The sequence below is a fragment of the Glutamicibacter sp. MOO4 genome (assembly GCF_056934395.1).
The window spans coordinates 1832674-1848032 of sequence record NZ_CM167800.1 but is presented as its reverse complement, the minus strand read 5'-3'; the positions used below and the strand labels follow the sequence as shown (position 1 = coordinate 1848032).

Sequence of the window (15359 nt, the reverse complement as noted above, 5' to 3'; positions counted from 1 at the left end):
GCCGAATGAATGGCCCGGCGCTTGATGACATTGAGGCTGCCTTTGCAAGGCTCGCTCCAATAGTCAAAGGACGCATGGCTAATGCGGCCACGCAGTTTCATCCTGAACTGCGTGGCGCCGGGTTCGCCGTACTTCGCATGGTCTTACTGCGCACGCTGCGTGGGCCCAAGGGAGACGTGACAGTCTCTGAAGTCGTCTCAGACTGCCACATGGACAAGTCCGTTGTTTCTCGTCAGCTCAAGGACTTGAAACAGTGGGGTCTGATTCAGGTGGAACGCTCAGAGCAAGATGCACGCGTGTATCTAGTCAGTCCTACTGACTTTGCGATGAAGCGTTTTGCGGAAATTAAACAGGCTACGCGTTCTGAGTATTCAGACATGTTTAGTGAATGGGATCCTCGGGACTTGTCCGATCTAGCGAAACTGTTGTCGCGCTATTCGGAACAAATGGAACTAAGCAGCCACGTCTCCTAGGCGACGGCGCAGAAGACATAACCCGTGGGTGGTAACTGATCATTGATCAGTTACCACCCACGGGTTTCCTTTTGGCTCAATTCGCCGGTTTACAACGTCTTGAGTCGCTGGAACCATCGCATCAGAGAGCCATCCAAGATGATATCGTGAAGGGCTTCACCGTCGAATTCTGCTTCCTCGAAGAGCTTTGCGCTGCAAAGCGCAAAAATCTGATCGGCGCTTGCCGCGCCGATATTCTCGTCGTTTTTGGCGAACGTGGCTGGCTTGGTCCCGAGCAATTTGTTCCACTCGCTGACACGGAACTTCTCGAGAGCCTCACGAATTTCATGACGGAGGTCAGCGGTATCTTCAATTGAAGACTCAGTGTCAGTCAGAGGCTCAAGCTGATCAATGAATTTTGTGATTTCCGAAAATTCGCTCTCAAGCTCGACTTCCTCTTGGGCATGAGCAGCATCGTTTTTCGTTGACCGTAGGGTAATGAAGAGCTCTTCAGGATCTAAGTCCATGAAGTCGAAAATCTTCCGTAGCAAGGCTACCTTGACGCCTGTTGAGGAGTGAGTACTAACTTTTAGCCCAGGTACAATTTCGCGGAGGCTAGTTGGATCCGTTGGGCTAGCCGCCGCCTCTACGAATGCGTCATTCGTCCTAGCGAACGAAAACATCTTTTCGCGATCTTTTTCGACTAGTGCCTTCAGAACGTATAGAAGTAAGTCACGCCAGTTTGCGACAGTCGCTTTTGTACCTTCAAACTCAAATCCGATGACATTCTGGTTGGTGAAGTCTGTGTCGGTGCCCATGGGCTCCACCGGTACCGGGACATGCGGTGGCTCGAATTTAGAGAATGGGTAGCTCCAATATTCCAACGCTGTCTTCGTCAAAATCTCACTGCGGGCATTGAGCTGATCCAAGCCCCAAGTATCGCTCTCCTTGAGCAACGAGTTCAGGCGATACGGTGAAAAGTTAAATCCGTTAGGTCGGGTTTTCTTGACGGCGAAATTGCTGTTCGAGTACTCAGAGTTGTAGCCAGTAACCGTTAGGTTGGCGATTCGATGGGCCCATTCGTCGTGGATAGCATCGGCTTCTTCACCTAGGTCCGATCGCCAGTCTTCAGTCAACGTTTGGGGCATGATGTGTTCAATACTCAGTTTGCCGCTCTCGATCCCGGCAGCTATGTCACGCGTATCATTTGAGTCTTGGTTCTCCAGACATTCAAAGATGTACTTTCTGCGTTCAGATTGTACTCGGTACATGTCTCGAGTCCGGAAATCGGCCTGAAAATCTTCATCAGTGGGGAACCAACCACTACCCGATCGGCGTGTAAGTAAATAGGCAAGGACGTCTGAGAACTTATCGTTTGGCTTCCTCAATTTACGGACGTCTTTGTAGAGAAGAGCAAAAATCTTATTTAGCGCGTTCGTTGCCAGTCCGTAAACCCAACGGCGGAAAAGGTAAGACTCAACGATTCTGACCGAGTCTGCGAAGTCAGCTTCTGTGACAGTTCCGTTCTGGTACTCGGCCATCAGTGGCATGAAGAAGGGCAAGGTAACGTCTTGGCGCAGTAAAGCGAGGCGGCGCAGTCGTTCGTCAACCATTGCCGAGCCGGTTTTTGCGCTGAGTATCCGCTTATAGTAGTCAGAATAATCGCGGATCTCCGACATGATTGCTTGGATGTCGCGTTCATCATTGACTATGAACTTTTTGAAACTGTCGAAGACTTGGTCCAGTTTGGGTGTCTTGGAAGTCTTGGTGATTAGATACCAACGAAGGAAAGCGTCGGTATCGTAATTCACGTTCTTTTCCATGCGGTTCCAGTAATCTTCGTACAGCAAGTTTTGTGTTGCTGAAGGAAGCCCCATCAACACGAGATTCCTAATCTTGTCGGCTTCCGAAAGTTCCAAGCCGGTGGAATTGAGGCTCTCGAAAATTCTCTGAGGGTCATCATGCTCTTCCAAATCGAGATGCATGACTTCGAGCTTGTTGATTGATGCCCAGACTTGATCAGCCGTCAATCCGAGTTGAGGTATCCGGGATAAAAAGTACCTGTAATTGGCGGTCACATTTGAGGACTCGATGTATTCGGACGCTGGACCGAAAAGCCTGCGATATGCGTCAGCGTCGTCTTTGACCGGCTTTAGCTTCACCCTTGGTTGCTGAGAAGCCGCGTCGTTCAAGAGATAGCTGTTTCTGATCTTTGTACCCAGTGACGGATCGGACGATTCGATGGATCCAGCGGTGATGAGGTCTGCAAGTGCCAACATTAGCAAGCTAACCGTCGTAAGACGCTGCTGTCCATCGATAACCACCCATCGCCAAGAACCTTCAGTCTTCCCGACGACTGCGCCGAAGAAGTGCTTTGGTCTACCTGACTGCGCGAGATCGATCAGATCTCGAAGTAATTGCTCACAGTGTTTAGATTTCCAATCGTAATTTCGCTGGTAGACCGGAATTAGCAGTTCTTTATTCTGCGCATCGTAAATTCTGAAAACTTCAGTAACTTGACCTCTCATGCCTGAATCTTAGCAATATTGTGGTTCCGGCCGAACCAGCGCATAAAATCGCTTGAAATTCCACAGGGCTAATGTTTTAGAGATGGTAGAGGAGGCCAATTCTGCATTAGCTACCGGATGTCGGCGCCGCTTCGGATAGAAACAAACAGTGCCTCATGAAATCTCGAAATTTCGAAATCTCATGAGGCACCGTTCTAGATGTTTTCTATCGAAGGTTCTTAGACCGACTTCATTCGTGCAACGTTGTCGCGCACAACAGCCTTGAAATCCCCACCGGAAGCGGCAAAGACTTTACGCTGACGCTGGTACTCGGCACCAGCCTCGATGAGACGAATGATGCCTTGAAGTTCCTCTGAACAGCCCAGCTGTTCGGCCACGGGAGCAAGGCGCTTGACTTCTGCACGCAAGTGGTCAGTCACCAACATTTCATCACCCTGAGCATTCAGGATGATGATGGCGTCCAAACCATAGCGGGCTGCGCGCCACTTGTTCTCAACGCGGAACCACGCAGGCATGATTGGGATCTTGTAGCCAGCTTCAATTGACATTGACATGTCGTGAACCAGGCACTGGGTCAAAGCGGTAATTGCCGCAATGTCATCTAGTGAGCTCAAGCCGTCGCAGATGCGCATTTCAACGGTGCCAAAGCGAGGCACTGGGCGTACGTCCCAGCGGATTTCTGAGACATCATCAATCACGCCGGTATGCAGCATGTCTGCGATATGTGCTTCGTATTCAGACCATGAATTGAAGTGGAAAGGGATGCCGGCGGCCGGAAGCTGCTGGAACATTAGTGAACGCTGGGAGGCGTAGCCGGTGTCTTCTCCACCCCAGTATGGGCTGGAAGCACTCAGCGCCTGGAAATGTGGCTGGTAATTGATCAAGCCATCGGTGATAGGCAAGGCCTTATCTCGGCTATCCAAACCAACGTGAACGTGTACACCGTAGATCACCATTTGGCGGCCCCACCACTGGGTGCGGTCAATCAGCTTGGCGTAGCGGTCTTTGTCGGTGACCGGCTGCAACGTTGGTGCTGCGAACGGGTGGGAGCCTGCGCAGTACAGATCTACTCCGTGGTCTCCGGCAACGTCATTGAGCATTCGCACGTTGGTGCGAAGTTCCTCAGCAGCACTGGCCACTGTCTTGTGCACACCGGTGACTACCTCAACGGTATTCATCAGCAACTCTGGCTTGACCGTTGGGTGCTCATCTTCATGGCTCAGACCAGCATCTTTCTTGAGCTGGTCAAGGACATCTTCAGCTACCGAGCACAAGTCCGCGTCTTCGCGATCGACTAGAGCAATTTCCCATTCAACACCAATGGTGGATTGGGCGGATTTGGCGAACTCGATTTTCTGCACGGTGCTCCTTGTGATGACTACTCGGGCGGATCACTCCGGAGCCGAACAAACAGGACAGGAGATTCACCGAAAATCGTTGTTTCTCCATACCCATTCTATATATTGCAACTCGTCGGTTGGGATAGCGAACCGATGGGAGGTGCATCACCTCAGATTAGTGAGGTGATACTTCGAAAGCTACACGCTTATCTCCAATACGTGCCAGCATCAGCGTTGCTCGGTTCTTCGCGCCCTTGGGTGCGCCGGCCAGAAGAATCTTGCGTAGCTCTTCTGGCGTTGCATCAACTCCGCGCTTTTTGATGTCCAAGGTGCCAATGCCATTGGCCTTGACCCAGCTACGCAGTTTCTTCACGTTGTAGTCGTGAACTGCTAGCACTTCATAACCACGAGCAAAGGGAGTGGAGATCTTATCTTCATGCGTGAAGTAGGCAATGTGCTCATCAAGCAGATGCCCTCCGGTGCTTTCCAAAAGCTTTGAAATCAGATGAGAACGGATCACCGCACCATCGGGTTCATAGATGTGCGCAGCCAGTTCACCAACTTCAGCTAACTTGTCATCTTTGTCCGCCACAGGGCTCGTCAATTCATGAGCGCCATCTTTGTCGATGACCAGAGCAGCGCGAGCCACGTTCTCACGCTTGAGTTTGCCAAACCAGAGGCACGCTTCAATGACTGATCCGTGATCAGAAATCCACACAGATTCTGCATTCGCAGGAATGGCATCGTGGGGCAGGCCTGGGCCAAGCTTCACGCCAACATCTAGTCCGGAATCAACCAGTTTCTCAACAAAAGACAGGGGAGGGGAGAAGGCCTCTGGGTCAAAGAGTCTGCGGGTACTACCGGCGACATCGGTTCGGCGTGCCGGATCAAGCCAGACTCCGTCAATTCCAGTCAGGTCTGTTTCCTCAGCTCCACCGTGCACAACCTTGGCATTCTCAAATGGCATCAGGTTCAACGTGGTTGCTGCCGCGGTGGTTTCATCTTTTTCTACCGCGGTGACCTGCAGTCCGGCACTTGCCAGTGCAATCGAGTCAGTACCAATACCGCAGCCGAGGTCAGCCACGTGGGTTGCGCCAGCCTTGGTGAAGCGTTGGGCATGTAGCCCGGCGATGGTCAGCCGGGTGGCCTGTTCCAGACCGGCCGGAGTGAAAATCAACGAGTCAGCAAAAGGGCCAAACTTGACGCGGGCTTTGTAACGAAGCTCGGACTGGGCAATGACCGCACGAACCACTTCTGGTGCGTGCCCGTCCTTGCGCAGTTTTTCATTCAGGGTCCACGCTGCATCCTTGGAAGAGACCATGGATGGATCAATGGTGGAAAGCAATTGCCAGCCTTCTGCAGAAAGCAGAGCGGCGAATTGTTCGTTGAGCGTTGAGTCGTTAGAAGCCTGAGCCATGTCTCAAGCCTAGCGTTGATAGTTTGCTTGTTTTGTCTAGAAGCCTGTTGCCTCCAGTTGGGCGATGTGACCTATGTGACACTACGGCGTCATATTCAGATTCTCTTGATGGTCTTGAAGGTCGGTGCAATCGGGTGCTGCCCACGCCTCGGGAGAGATCGGAGTCAGGGCATTTGGGTTCAAACTGTGAAGCGTGATTCTTGGCTGGCTAAGCGAAGCTGTTTCATGGAGTGCCATTTGTTTAGAAAGCGTAATGCTTTGTTGCATCCTTCAAATGTTTCTGGCGGGTAGAGCTTTGGCTGATTTAGAGTCAGTCGTTCGAGTTAGCGAGCTGCGAAGCCAGATTGCTCGTGTTGCGCGATAAAGGCGAAGTGCATAGAGGAAAACTGAAGTGACTCAGGTCGCATTCGGTCATGGTTTGGTGTTCCATGGCACCTGTGAAGAAATCTATGCAGCGAACGACAACGACGTCGAGCAATCAATTGCCAACAAGTGTCGGGGACCTGAACGACCCTGCGCCACTGGCTCAAAACCAACTCAAGCGCGGCATGAGTAGTCGCCACCTACAGATGATTGCCATCGGTGGGTCTATCGGTACCGGCTTGTTTGTCGCCTCGGGTGGAACCATCGCGGAGGCTGGACCTGGCGGCGCTTTGGTGGCCTATGCGGCAGTCGGCCTGATGGTCTACCTGTTGATGCAATCACTGGGGGAGATGACTGCCAAGCTCCCGGTGGCTGGTTCCTTTCAAACCTTCGCTACCCGATTTGTTTCACCCTCGTTCGGCTTCGCCATTGGCTGGAACTACTGGTTCAACTGGGCCATCACCGTTGCTGCTGAACTTGTAGCCGCCGGCATCGTCATGAGCTTCTGGTTGCCCGATGTTCCGGGCTGGATTTGGGCTGCAGTATTCCTCGTGGCGCTAACGGCACTAAACGCGCTCTCGGCCAAAGCTTTCGGCGAAGGTGAGTTCTGGTTGGCCATGATCAAAGTTGCCACCGTGGTAGCTTTCTTGGCTGCTGGCGTGTTGATGATCTTCGGAGTGCTCGGAACGCAAAGTGACCCACTGGCCAACTGGAGGGAAGGCAAAGAAGTCTTCCATGGTGGTTGGCTGTCCATTCTTTCAGTATTCATGATTGCCGGTTTCTCTTTCCAAGGCACCGAGCTGGTGGGTGTTGCTGCCGGTGAAGCTAAGGACCCCCGCCGAGAAGTTCCCAAAGCAATCCGCCGAGTCTTCTGGCGCATCATGCTCTTCTACATCGGTGCCATCTTCATCATCGGTTGCCTCATTCCTTTTGCTGACCCCAGCCTGTTGGCCAGCGGTGAAGCGGATGTTGCTTCCTCACCTTTTACTTTGGTCTTTGAACGCGCAGGCATTGCCTTTGCTGCGGCAGCAATGAACGCAGTGATTCTTACAGCGATTCTCTCTGCCGGGAACTCCGGTCTTTATGCCTCTACCCGCATGCTCTACTCCATGGCCCATGACGGAAAGGCTCCCAAGATTTTTGGACGCACCAATTCCCGCGGTGTTCCGATTATCGCTCTGATGGCTACGGCAGCGGTGGGTCTGTTTGGGTTCCTGACCGCACTGGTAGGGCAGGGTGCCGCCTACACCTGGTTGCTCAACGTCTCCGGACTATGCGGATTTATTGTCTGGGTAGGCATCGCCGCATCACACTACCGCTTCCGGCGCGGCTATTTGGCGCAGGGCTATAGCGTCAAAGATCTTCCGTACCGTGCACCATTGTTCCCCTTGGGTCCTATCGTGGCGTTCATAATGCTTATTGCCGTGATTGTTGGACAGAACTATCAGGCGGTATTAGCCGGTCATGGCCTGGAAGTACTGTCCGCCTACATTGGTCTGCCACTATTCCTCGGGCTGTGGTTGGGGCACCGGTTGGTCACTAAGTCAAAGATGGTCACCCTTGAACAGATCGATCTTTCGGCTCCGGAGGACATCGAAGAGTCGGCTGCTGTGCGCTCTGCGCGAACCGGTGTGACGAACTAAGGGCATTCGTTAGCACTCGCCTTGACCGAGTGCTAAAGCACGTCCTAAAGTCAGTGTTGGAAGTTCTGCACACTTTATTGGGTGTGGAACCACCGCCTGACTGGATACCACCAACTGGCACCGCGACGACGGTTGGTCCAATGCCATAGGGCGCACCCCTACCACCATTGGTTCGTACACGAAAAGGAGAGACCATGTCTGTCTCCATCAAGCCGCTCGAAGACCGCATTGTCATCAAGCAGGTCGAAGCCGTAACCACCACCGCTTCGGGCCTTGTTATCCCTGATTCCGCTAAGGAAAAGCCACAGGAAGGCACCGTTGTTGCAGTAGGCCCCGGCCGCATTGACGACAAGGGTAACCGCGTTCCTGTAGACGTTGCTGAAGGCGACGTAGTTCTGTACTCGAAGTACGGCGGAACCGAGGTCAAGGTCGGCAACGAAGAGTACCTCGTACTCTCGGCTCGCGACGTACTGGCAGTTGTCGTAAAGTAACGCCACCCTCTCTAAAGTTTCAGGAGAAAATGCATGGCTAAGCAGCTAGCATTCAACGAGGAAGCGCGACGCGCACTCGAAGCGGGCATTGATAAGCTCGCGAACACGGTGAAGGTTACCCTCGGCCCACGCGGTCGTAACGTGGTGCTTGCCAAGACCTGGGGCGCCCCGACCATCACCAATGACGGTGTCACCATTGCGCGTGAGATCGATCTTGAAGATCCATATGAAAACCTTGGCGCACAGCTGGCCAAGGAAGTAGCCACCAAGACCAATGACGTAGCAGGCGACGGTACCACCACCGCCACCGTGCTCGCTCAGGCACTGGTTAAGGAAGGCCTGAAGAACGTAGCTGCAGGTGCTGCACCAGGTGATGTCCGTAAGGGCATCGAGCTGGCCACCGAGGTTGTTTCGCAGGCACTGGCTGCTAACGCAGTAGAGGTAGCGGATAAGGTTGCCAACGTTGCTTCCATCTCCGCTCAGTCCGATGAAATCGGCGAACTGCTTGCTGAGGCTTTTAAGACTGTTGGCACCGATGGTGTCATCACCATTGAAGAGTCCTCCACCACCGCTACCGAATTGGTAGTGACCGAGGGTATGCAGTTCGACAAGGGCTACCTCTCGCCACAGTTCATCACCGACCAGGAGCGCCAGGAAGTTGTTCTGGAAGACGCCCTGATCTTGATCAACCCTGCCAAGATCTCCACCGTGGCTGAATTCCTGCCACTGCTGGAAAAGGTTCTGGAAACCAAGAAGCCACTGCTGATCATCGCCGAGGACGTTGAGGGCGAAGCCCTTTCCACCCTGGTGGTCAACAAGCTGCGTGGCCTGCTGAACGTGGTAGCCGTCAAGGCTCCAGGCTTCGGCGACCGCCGCAAGGCAATGATGCAGGACCTGGCTATCCTTACCGGTTCCCAGGTTGTCTCCCCAGAACTGGGCTTGTCCCTGGATCAGGTAGGCACCGAGGTTCTTGGTTCCGCACGCCGCGTAACCATCACCAAGGATTCCACCACCATCGTTGATGGTGCCGGAACCGATGAAGATGTTGCTGAGCGTGTAGCCCAGCTGAAGGCTGAGCTGAACCGCACCGATTCGGAGTGGGACCGCGAAAAGCTTTCCGAGCGTCTGGCCAAGTTGGCTGGCGGCATCGGCGTCATCAAGGTGGGCGCATCCACCGAGGTTGAGCTCAAGGAACGCAAGCACCGCATCGAGGACGCAGTGTCCTCTACCCGTGCCGCCCTTGAAGAAGGCATCGTTGCCGGTGGCGGTACCGCCCTGGTTGACGCTCTGACTGCTCTTGATACCGATAGCTCCATTGTTGGCCTTGAAGGTGACGTTGCAGCTGGTGTGGCCATCGTGCGCCGTGCACTGGTTCAGCCAATGTTCTGGATCGCTACCAATGCCGGCTTCGACGGTTCAGTAGTTGTTTCCAAGGTGGCAGAGTCTCCAGCTAATGAGGGCTTCAACGCCAAGACCGGTGTTTATGAGAACCTGATCAACGCAGGTGTCATTGACCCAGTCAAGGTCACCCGTTCGGCACTGCGCAACGCAGCATCGATCGCAGCACTCGTGCTGACCACCGAAACCCTGGTAGCCGAGAAGGCCACTGAGGTTGCGGAAGACGCACACAGCCACTAAGTCATTGACTAGGCTTTGAAGCCGCCGTCGGATCAAGTTCTTACTTGAGCCGGCGGCGGCTTCTTTTCATTAGTAGTTCGATATTCAACTACGAGGATTGGCTGTTAGCATCAGGTTTTGGAGTTGCATAATGAATTCGCGTCGGTTGTCTGGTGCAAGGTGACTTCGGCGGGATGCTCGATCAAGTCATTCTCGTGGTCGTTCCGCAAACTCGGCAAACCGCCAATCGGAAAATCTATTTCTTCAGTATGTGCGTTTTCTCGTGCTTGGTAAACAGCACGATAATGAGTATGGCTATTCCTAGCTCGCTACAGATCAGGCCAAAGCCATAGGCAATTTCCGCCAGATTTCTGGAAGTTTCATCCATGTCCTCCGGGTTATCGAATCCCGCCGTGATGACCCATTGCGAGGTGAACAACAGAAACGCCAAAGTCAACAAGATCTTCGCGAACATGCTAAGCCAATCTAAAAGGCGACGTGGTCGTGACTGGCGTTCGATCTTGTCAGCCAAAATTGCTAACGTCGAATCTATTGATCTTTGTGTGCTGCTGCCCTCGGGCAGGTTTGTTCGCGCTTCCGCCAAAGTTGAAAATTTCTTGCTCAGCGACCGTTCATCAAATCCCTGGTAGACGACAAACAAAACTGCAATTGTCGTCGATATCGGTCCCATCCACTGAAGGCTCATTAGGCAATCATAAAATGACGATTCTTTGGCATGGGGGTGACGCACGTCAAATCCTCAAGTTCACAGGGAATTTGTCGGTTCCAAGGCTCAGTTAATCTTGCGCAAGTCAGCTCAATACAAGCTCTGCATTTATTGCTTGAGGAGCGCTGTAGGGCGTGCCAACCTGTGTGGGGATCACAGTGTCGATTGATAGGCTCAATAGTTGTCTGACGTGTCAAGAAGATTAAACACCGAAGTCATGCCCGAGTCCCCGACGGAAGCATAGCTTGTGACTACCGCCCTCAAACAGCCCCGGAAAAGCACCAAAGGTGCTGACTTTCGGGTCGACTTACAGGGTCTTCGAGCCTTAGCCGTATTGCTGGTGATGTGCTATCACATATGGTTCTCCAAGGTCTCCGGGGGAGTCGACATCTTCTTGATGCTCTCCGCTTTTTTCCTCACCTCATCCACCGCTCGCAGAATTTCTCGCGGTGAACGCACGCCACTCATTACTGGATGGCTGCACCGGTTCTCCAGACTAATCCCGCAAGCTGCGACGGTGATCATCAGCGTTATCGTTGCCGCCTGGATCATCTTGCCCAGTAGCCGCTGGGTGGAGCTCATCGATCAGTCCAGAGCATCAATGCTCTACAAACAGAACTGGTATCTGGCTAATCATCAGGTCGATTACTACGCGTTCAACACAGACTCAGCCTCACCGCTACAGCACTTCTGGTCCTTATCCGTTCAGGGACAAATCTTCATTCTCTGGCCCATAGTCTTGGCCTTCAGTGCACTGATCTGGAAGCTGTTCTCCAAGCGTTTCAACTTCGCGTGGGTTGCCGGAACGCTCTTCGGATTGATCTTCATTGGATCTCTCGCGTTTTCCATCAACATCACTGCCACTAACCAGCAGGTTGCCTACTTCCACACCGGCGCACGCCTTTGGGAATTTGCTCTCGGTTCCTTGTTCGCCCTGACCTTGCCCTGGCTGAACACCCTGCCAGAGAAGATCCGCCGAGTTGCCGGCTGGGTAGGAATGCTCACCATCATTGGCAGCGGAGCCGTGCTGGATGTCCAAGGTCAGTTCCCGGGCTTCATGGCTTTGGTCCCAACGCTAGGCGCCGCGATGATTATCGCTGCCCCTGCACCTCGCAACTGGGCCAACCCATCAGGGTTCTTGTCCATGAAGCCATTGGTGAAGCTCGGCGACCTGTCCTACGGCATGTACCTGTGGCACTGGCCAATGCTGGTCTTCTACCTAGAAGCCTCCGGCAAGGAGCACGCTTCCTTCCTTGACGGAACGGTACTGATCATTTCTGCCATCGCGGCTTCATGGGTCACCACCAACTTTGTTGAGAAGCCGGCGGTCAATTGGCAAAACAACTTCAGCTTCCCGCACTGGGTACCGCAGACAGGTATCAGGGTCCTCGGCCAGGTGGCAGTGGTGGCCATTGGCCTGGGCATCGTCAACCTCTCGGTGACCGCGTGGACCAACAATGTGGCTCACCGAAGTGCCGTCGCCGCCACCCAAAGCGTTGCCGATAACCCCGGAGCCACCGCAACCGAGGACTGGGATCCTTCACCTGCCGCATTGACGTTGCCTTTGGCCACCGAGTTGGAAGATGAATGGCAGTCTCCAGGGAGCTCCTGCGCCGGGTCCAACAGCCCTAACGACGAGCGCATCATGTTCTGCGAACAGGGTGGAAACTTTGATGGTTCTCCAGATGTGGTGTTGCTGGGGGATTCGCACATGCAGCACTGGTCCGAGGCCGCCGCTTCCGCAATTGAAGAATCCGGCGGAAGCTGGGTACTGGTCTTCCACCCCGGATGCCGCTACGGCTCCGATGCTGACCGCTCAGAACCTGAATGCGCTGACTTCCAAGATGCAGCCAAAAAGTATGTCGCTGATCTGAAACCCAAAATGGTGATGACCACGGCCACCAAGACCGTGGCCGACACAGCCGATGATGGCCGCACGCCGGGGCAGCAGGAAACCATGGTGGACCACTACGCCGAAGCTATCCAGCCATTCCTCAATGTAGGCAGCAAGGTCATCGCCATGCGCGATACCCCGCGCTACACCTACTCCATAGCCGAATGCGTTGATAATCATGCCAAGCACCCTGAAGCCTGTGACGGATCAGCCGCAGAGACATTAGCCCAAGACAATCCGGTTCAAGATTTCTTGGCGAAGCATGATTATGGCGAGCAAGTTGTCTCATTAGATATGACCGGCTTGCTCTGCCCTGATGGGGTCTGCAAAGCTGTGATCGGTAATGTTTCAACGTACTTAGATGATTCACACCTATCCAAGACTTTTGTGGTTAGTGCCAAGCGCCAATTTGCTGATGCCTTCACCAAGGCCACCGGCTGGCAATAAGTCCTATCGGAGACCTGTTAACGCATGAGCTTGGACACAGAGTCCCGTACGGGAATAACGCTAGCGCCAAAAGGGCTCTACCATTTAACCAACCTCCGCATCCGCTCCGAAAGGTTCCTACGTGACTGAGTTCAACCCCTTTGCCTTTGAAGGACTCACCTACGACGACGTATTGCTGTTGCCTGGCCCGACGGATGTAATCCCTTCGGACGCTGACACCACCACTCGCTTCACCAAGCGCATCAACATTGCAGTGCCAATCAGCTCCGCTGCAATGGACACCGTCACCGAAGCCCCAATGGCTATCGCACTGGCACGCCAGGGCGGCATCGGCGTGATCCACCGCAACCTCTCCATTGAGGCCCAGGCCAAGCAGGTTGACCAGGTAAAGCGTAGCGAGTCGGGCATGATCACCGACCCAGTCACCGTGCACCCGGGCGCCACCTTGGCTGAATGGGATGAGCTGTGCGCACAGTACCGCGTCTCCGGTCTGCCAGTAGTTGATGAGAACCGTAGGCTGCTGGGCATCATCACCAACCGCGACACCCGCTTTGTTCCTCGCGAACAGTTCATGACCACCAAGGTCTACGAAGTCATGACCGGCATGCCACTGGTGACCGCTCAGGAAGGCGTAGCCCCTGAAAAGGTTATCGAGCTGCTTTCCAAGAACCGTATCGAGAAGCTTCCGCTGATTGATGATGATGGCAAGCTGACCGGTTTGATCACCGTCAAGGACTTCGACAAGGCCGAGCAGTACCCACTGGCCACCAAGGACGACGAAGGTCGTTTGCGCGTAGCAGCAGCCGTTGGCTTCTTCGGTGAAGGCTACGAGCGCGCCATGACCTTGATTGACGCTGGCGTTGACGCCCTGGTGGTTGACACCGCTAATGGTCACTCCCAGGGTGTGCTGGAAATGATTGCTCGCCTGAAGAAGGATCCTGCTGCTGCCCACGTAGATGTGATCGGTGGACAGGCCGCAACCCGCGAGGGTGCTCAGGCAATTATCGATGCCGGCGCTGACGCCATCAAGGTTGGCGTGGGCCCAGGCTCGATCTGCACCACCCGTATTGTTGCCGGTGTTGGCGTACCGCAGGTTACCGCGATCTACGAAGCAGCTAAGGCTGCTATCCCAGCTGGTGTGCCACTGATCGCTGATGGCGGTTTGCAGCACTCGGGCGATATCGGCAAGGCACTGGTTGCCGGCGCTGACTCGGTGATGCTCGGCTCGCTGCTGGCAGGTACCGCAGAGTCGCCTGGTGACCTCGTCTTCATGAGCGGCAAGCAGTTCAAGGCTTACCGTGGCATGGGCTCGCTGGGCGCCATGGAAACCCGAGGCAAGAACACCTCGTACTCCAAGGACCGTTACTTCCAGGCCGATGCACCTTCCAACGAGAAGCTGATCCCTGAGGGCATTGAAGGTCAGGTTCCTTACCGCGGCCCACTGTCCGCAGTGGTTCACCAGCTCACCGGTGGCCTGCGCCAGACCATGTTCTACGTCGGTGGCCGAACCATTCCAGCACTGAAGGAGCGCGGCAAGTTTGTTCGCATCACCTCCGCTGGTCTGAAGGAGTCGCACCCGCACGACATCATGATGACCGTTGAAGCCCCGAACTACCGTTCACGCTAAACTCATCTGAAAATTTCCCGTCCGGGATGACGCTCAAGCGTTGTTCTGGGCGGGATTTTTCGTTTCAGGATTGAGGGATTTCCACAGAGGACCTGTTGTGTTGTCCGTAGCGTGGCTCTCCTAATTCACTGGATGGCTAGCCTTGTTCACTGGTCAGTTCCAGCTGTCTCCTCGTTCCTTCTTTTCAAAGTATTTCTTCTTTGTGTTCTCACGAGCTTGCGACGTGATTCGGTCTATGTCGTCAGAGAAATGTTCTTTGGGCATCGTCTTGAAATCATCAAACATCCTCTGTTCTTCTTCTGGAGACAAACCAGGAATCCAACTCTTTGTGAGGAGAATTTCTGCTGCATTGAGAACTGCAACAAGCGCCAGGAGTAGTGTTGCGGCTGGTATGTCATTGGTGATTCCGAAGGTCGCAACAAAAGTAATGAGCAAGGCGGCTGAGAACGGCAAGAGAACATACGCGAGTCCTCCCGGTTGGGTCCGGTTTCGCTGTTTGACTATCGGCCGTTCAATGACAGCGCTCATGAATTCTGCGATGAGGTAGGAGCAGAATAGGGCAACTGCCAATTGCCCGAGCGCGGTATCAAGTTTGAAAACTAGAGTGCATAACCAGGCGAGCAAGAATGCCAGCACGGCTTTGACGGCCCCTGTCATGAGATGGCCACTGATTGATTGGCTGAGTGAGGGGAATCTAGTCTGTTCTGTTGGCACACTTCACCTTATCTTTTCGCATGGTTTCCTAGAAGCGGGCCGCGACAACTCCATTGAGTCCAAGGGCCGCCTTTACCAGTTCCGCAGCTGCTGGACCCA

The 15359-nt window shown here is 54.0% G+C and carries 11 protein-coding genes; 6 read left to right on the top strand and 5 right to left on the bottom strand.

The annotated features are described in order from the left end of the window. Positions 1-5 precede the first annotated feature (5 nt). Positions 6-473, top strand: a complete 468-nt coding sequence (locus tag AC1Z3F_RS08585; protein WP_242632543.1) for a MarR family winged helix-turn-helix transcriptional regulator — start codon at positions 6-8, stop codon at positions 471-473. 89 nt (positions 474-562) lie between these two features. Here AC1Z3F_RS08585 and AC1Z3F_RS08580 read toward each other — a convergent pair whose 3' ends face one another. The 3 genes from AC1Z3F_RS08580 to AC1Z3F_RS08570 all read right to left on the bottom strand — a co-directional run bounded on the left by AC1Z3F_RS08580 (position 563) and on the right by AC1Z3F_RS08570 (position 5737). Next, positions 563-2980, bottom strand: coding sequence for a DUF262 domain-containing protein (locus AC1Z3F_RS08580; RefSeq protein ID WP_131088725.1), 2418 nt, complete (start codon positions 2978-2980; stop codon positions 563-565). 218 nt (positions 2981-3198) lie between these two features. After that, positions 3199-4341 carry a glutamate--cysteine ligase gene (locus AC1Z3F_RS08575; protein WP_131088724.1) on the bottom strand — a complete coding sequence of 381 codons (1143 nt, stop codon included), beginning with the start codon at positions 4339-4341 and terminating at the stop codon, positions 3199-3201. Between the two features lie 154 nt (positions 4342-4495). Continuing rightward, positions 4496-5737: a THUMP-like domain-containing protein gene (locus AC1Z3F_RS08570; RefSeq protein ID WP_131088723.1), complete on the bottom strand. Its 1242-nt coding sequence runs from the start codon at positions 5735-5737 to the stop codon at positions 4496-4498. Positions 5738-6186: 449 nt separating this feature from the next. Here AC1Z3F_RS08570 and AC1Z3F_RS08565 point away from each other — a divergent pair, with 449 nt between their 5' ends. The 3 genes from AC1Z3F_RS08565 (at position 6187) to groL (ending at position 9872) form a co-directional block, all read left to right on the top strand. Beyond that, positions 6187-7743, top strand: coding sequence for an amino acid permease (locus AC1Z3F_RS08565; RefSeq protein WP_165477287.1), 1557 nt, complete (start codon positions 6187-6189; stop codon positions 7741-7743). Positions 7744-7937: 194 nt separating this feature from the next. Continuing rightward, the gene (groES, locus tag AC1Z3F_RS08560) at positions 7938-8234 is read left to right on the top strand and encodes a co-chaperone GroES (RefSeq protein ID WP_022874060.1); all 297 of its coding nucleotides are present in this window, start codon (positions 7938-7940) and stop codon (positions 8232-8234) included. A gap of 33 nt (positions 8235-8267) precedes the next feature. Then, complete coding sequence (gene groL / locus AC1Z3F_RS08555) at positions 8268-9872, top strand: chaperonin GroEL (RefSeq protein WP_131088722.1); 1605 nt, start codon at positions 8268-8270, stop codon at positions 9870-9872. A 235-nt stretch (positions 9873-10107) separates the two neighbouring features. Here the strand turns inward: groL and AC1Z3F_RS08550 are convergent, their stop codons facing one another. Next, a complete protein-coding gene (locus tag AC1Z3F_RS08550; protein WP_131088721.1) occupies positions 10108-10557 on the bottom strand; it encodes a hypothetical protein in 450 nt (149 codons plus the stop codon). 268 nt (positions 10558-10825) lie between these two features. Here AC1Z3F_RS08550 and AC1Z3F_RS08545 point away from each other — a divergent pair, with 268 nt between their 5' ends. Together AC1Z3F_RS08545 and guaB are read left to right on the top strand one after the other, a co-directional pair. Next, a complete protein-coding gene (locus AC1Z3F_RS08545; protein WP_131088720.1) occupies positions 10826-12919 on the top strand; it encodes an acyltransferase family protein in 2094 nt (697 codons plus the stop codon). A gap of 121 nt (positions 12920-13040) precedes the next feature. Further along, complete coding sequence (gene guaB / locus AC1Z3F_RS08540) at positions 13041-14546, top strand: IMP dehydrogenase (protein WP_131088719.1); 1506 nt, start codon at positions 13041-13043, stop codon at positions 14544-14546. A 153-nt stretch (positions 14547-14699) separates the two neighbouring features. Here the strand turns inward: guaB and AC1Z3F_RS08535 are convergent, their stop codons facing one another. Continuing rightward, the gene (locus tag AC1Z3F_RS08535; RefSeq protein WP_483565544.1) at positions 14700-15203 is read right to left on the bottom strand and encodes a hypothetical protein; all 504 of its coding nucleotides are present in this window, start codon (positions 15201-15203) and stop codon (positions 14700-14702) included. Positions 15204-15359 lie beyond the last annotated feature (156 nt).

Coding starts and splice junctions, on each gene's coding strand:
- groES (WP_022874060.1), top strand. CDS start 7,938: ATGTCTGTCTCCATCAAGCCGCTCGAAGACCGCATTGTCATCAAGCAG.
- AC1Z3F_RS08585 (WP_242632543.1), top strand. CDS start 6: ATGAATGGCCCGGCGCTTGATGACATTGAGGCTGCCTTTGCAAGGCTC.
- AC1Z3F_RS08550 (WP_131088721.1), bottom strand. CDS start 10,557: ATGAGCCTTCAGTGGATGGGACCGATATCGACGACAATTGCAGTTTTG.
- groL (WP_131088722.1), top strand. CDS start 8,268: ATGGCTAAGCAGCTAGCATTCAACGAGGAAGCGCGACGCGCACTCGAA.
- AC1Z3F_RS08535 (WP_483565544.1), bottom strand. CDS start 15,203: ATGACAGGGGCCGTCAAAGCCGTGCTGGCATTCTTGCTCGCCTGGTTA.
- AC1Z3F_RS08580 (WP_131088725.1), bottom strand. CDS start 2,980: ATGAGAGGTCAAGTTACTGAAGTTTTCAGAATTTACGATGCGCAGAAT.
- AC1Z3F_RS08570 (WP_131088723.1), bottom strand. CDS start 5,737: ATGGCTCAGGCTTCTAACGACTCAACGCTCAACGAACAATTCGCCGCT.
- AC1Z3F_RS08565 (WP_165477287.1), top strand. CDS start 6,187: ATGCAGCGAACGACAACGACGTCGAGCAATCAATTGCCAACAAGTGTC.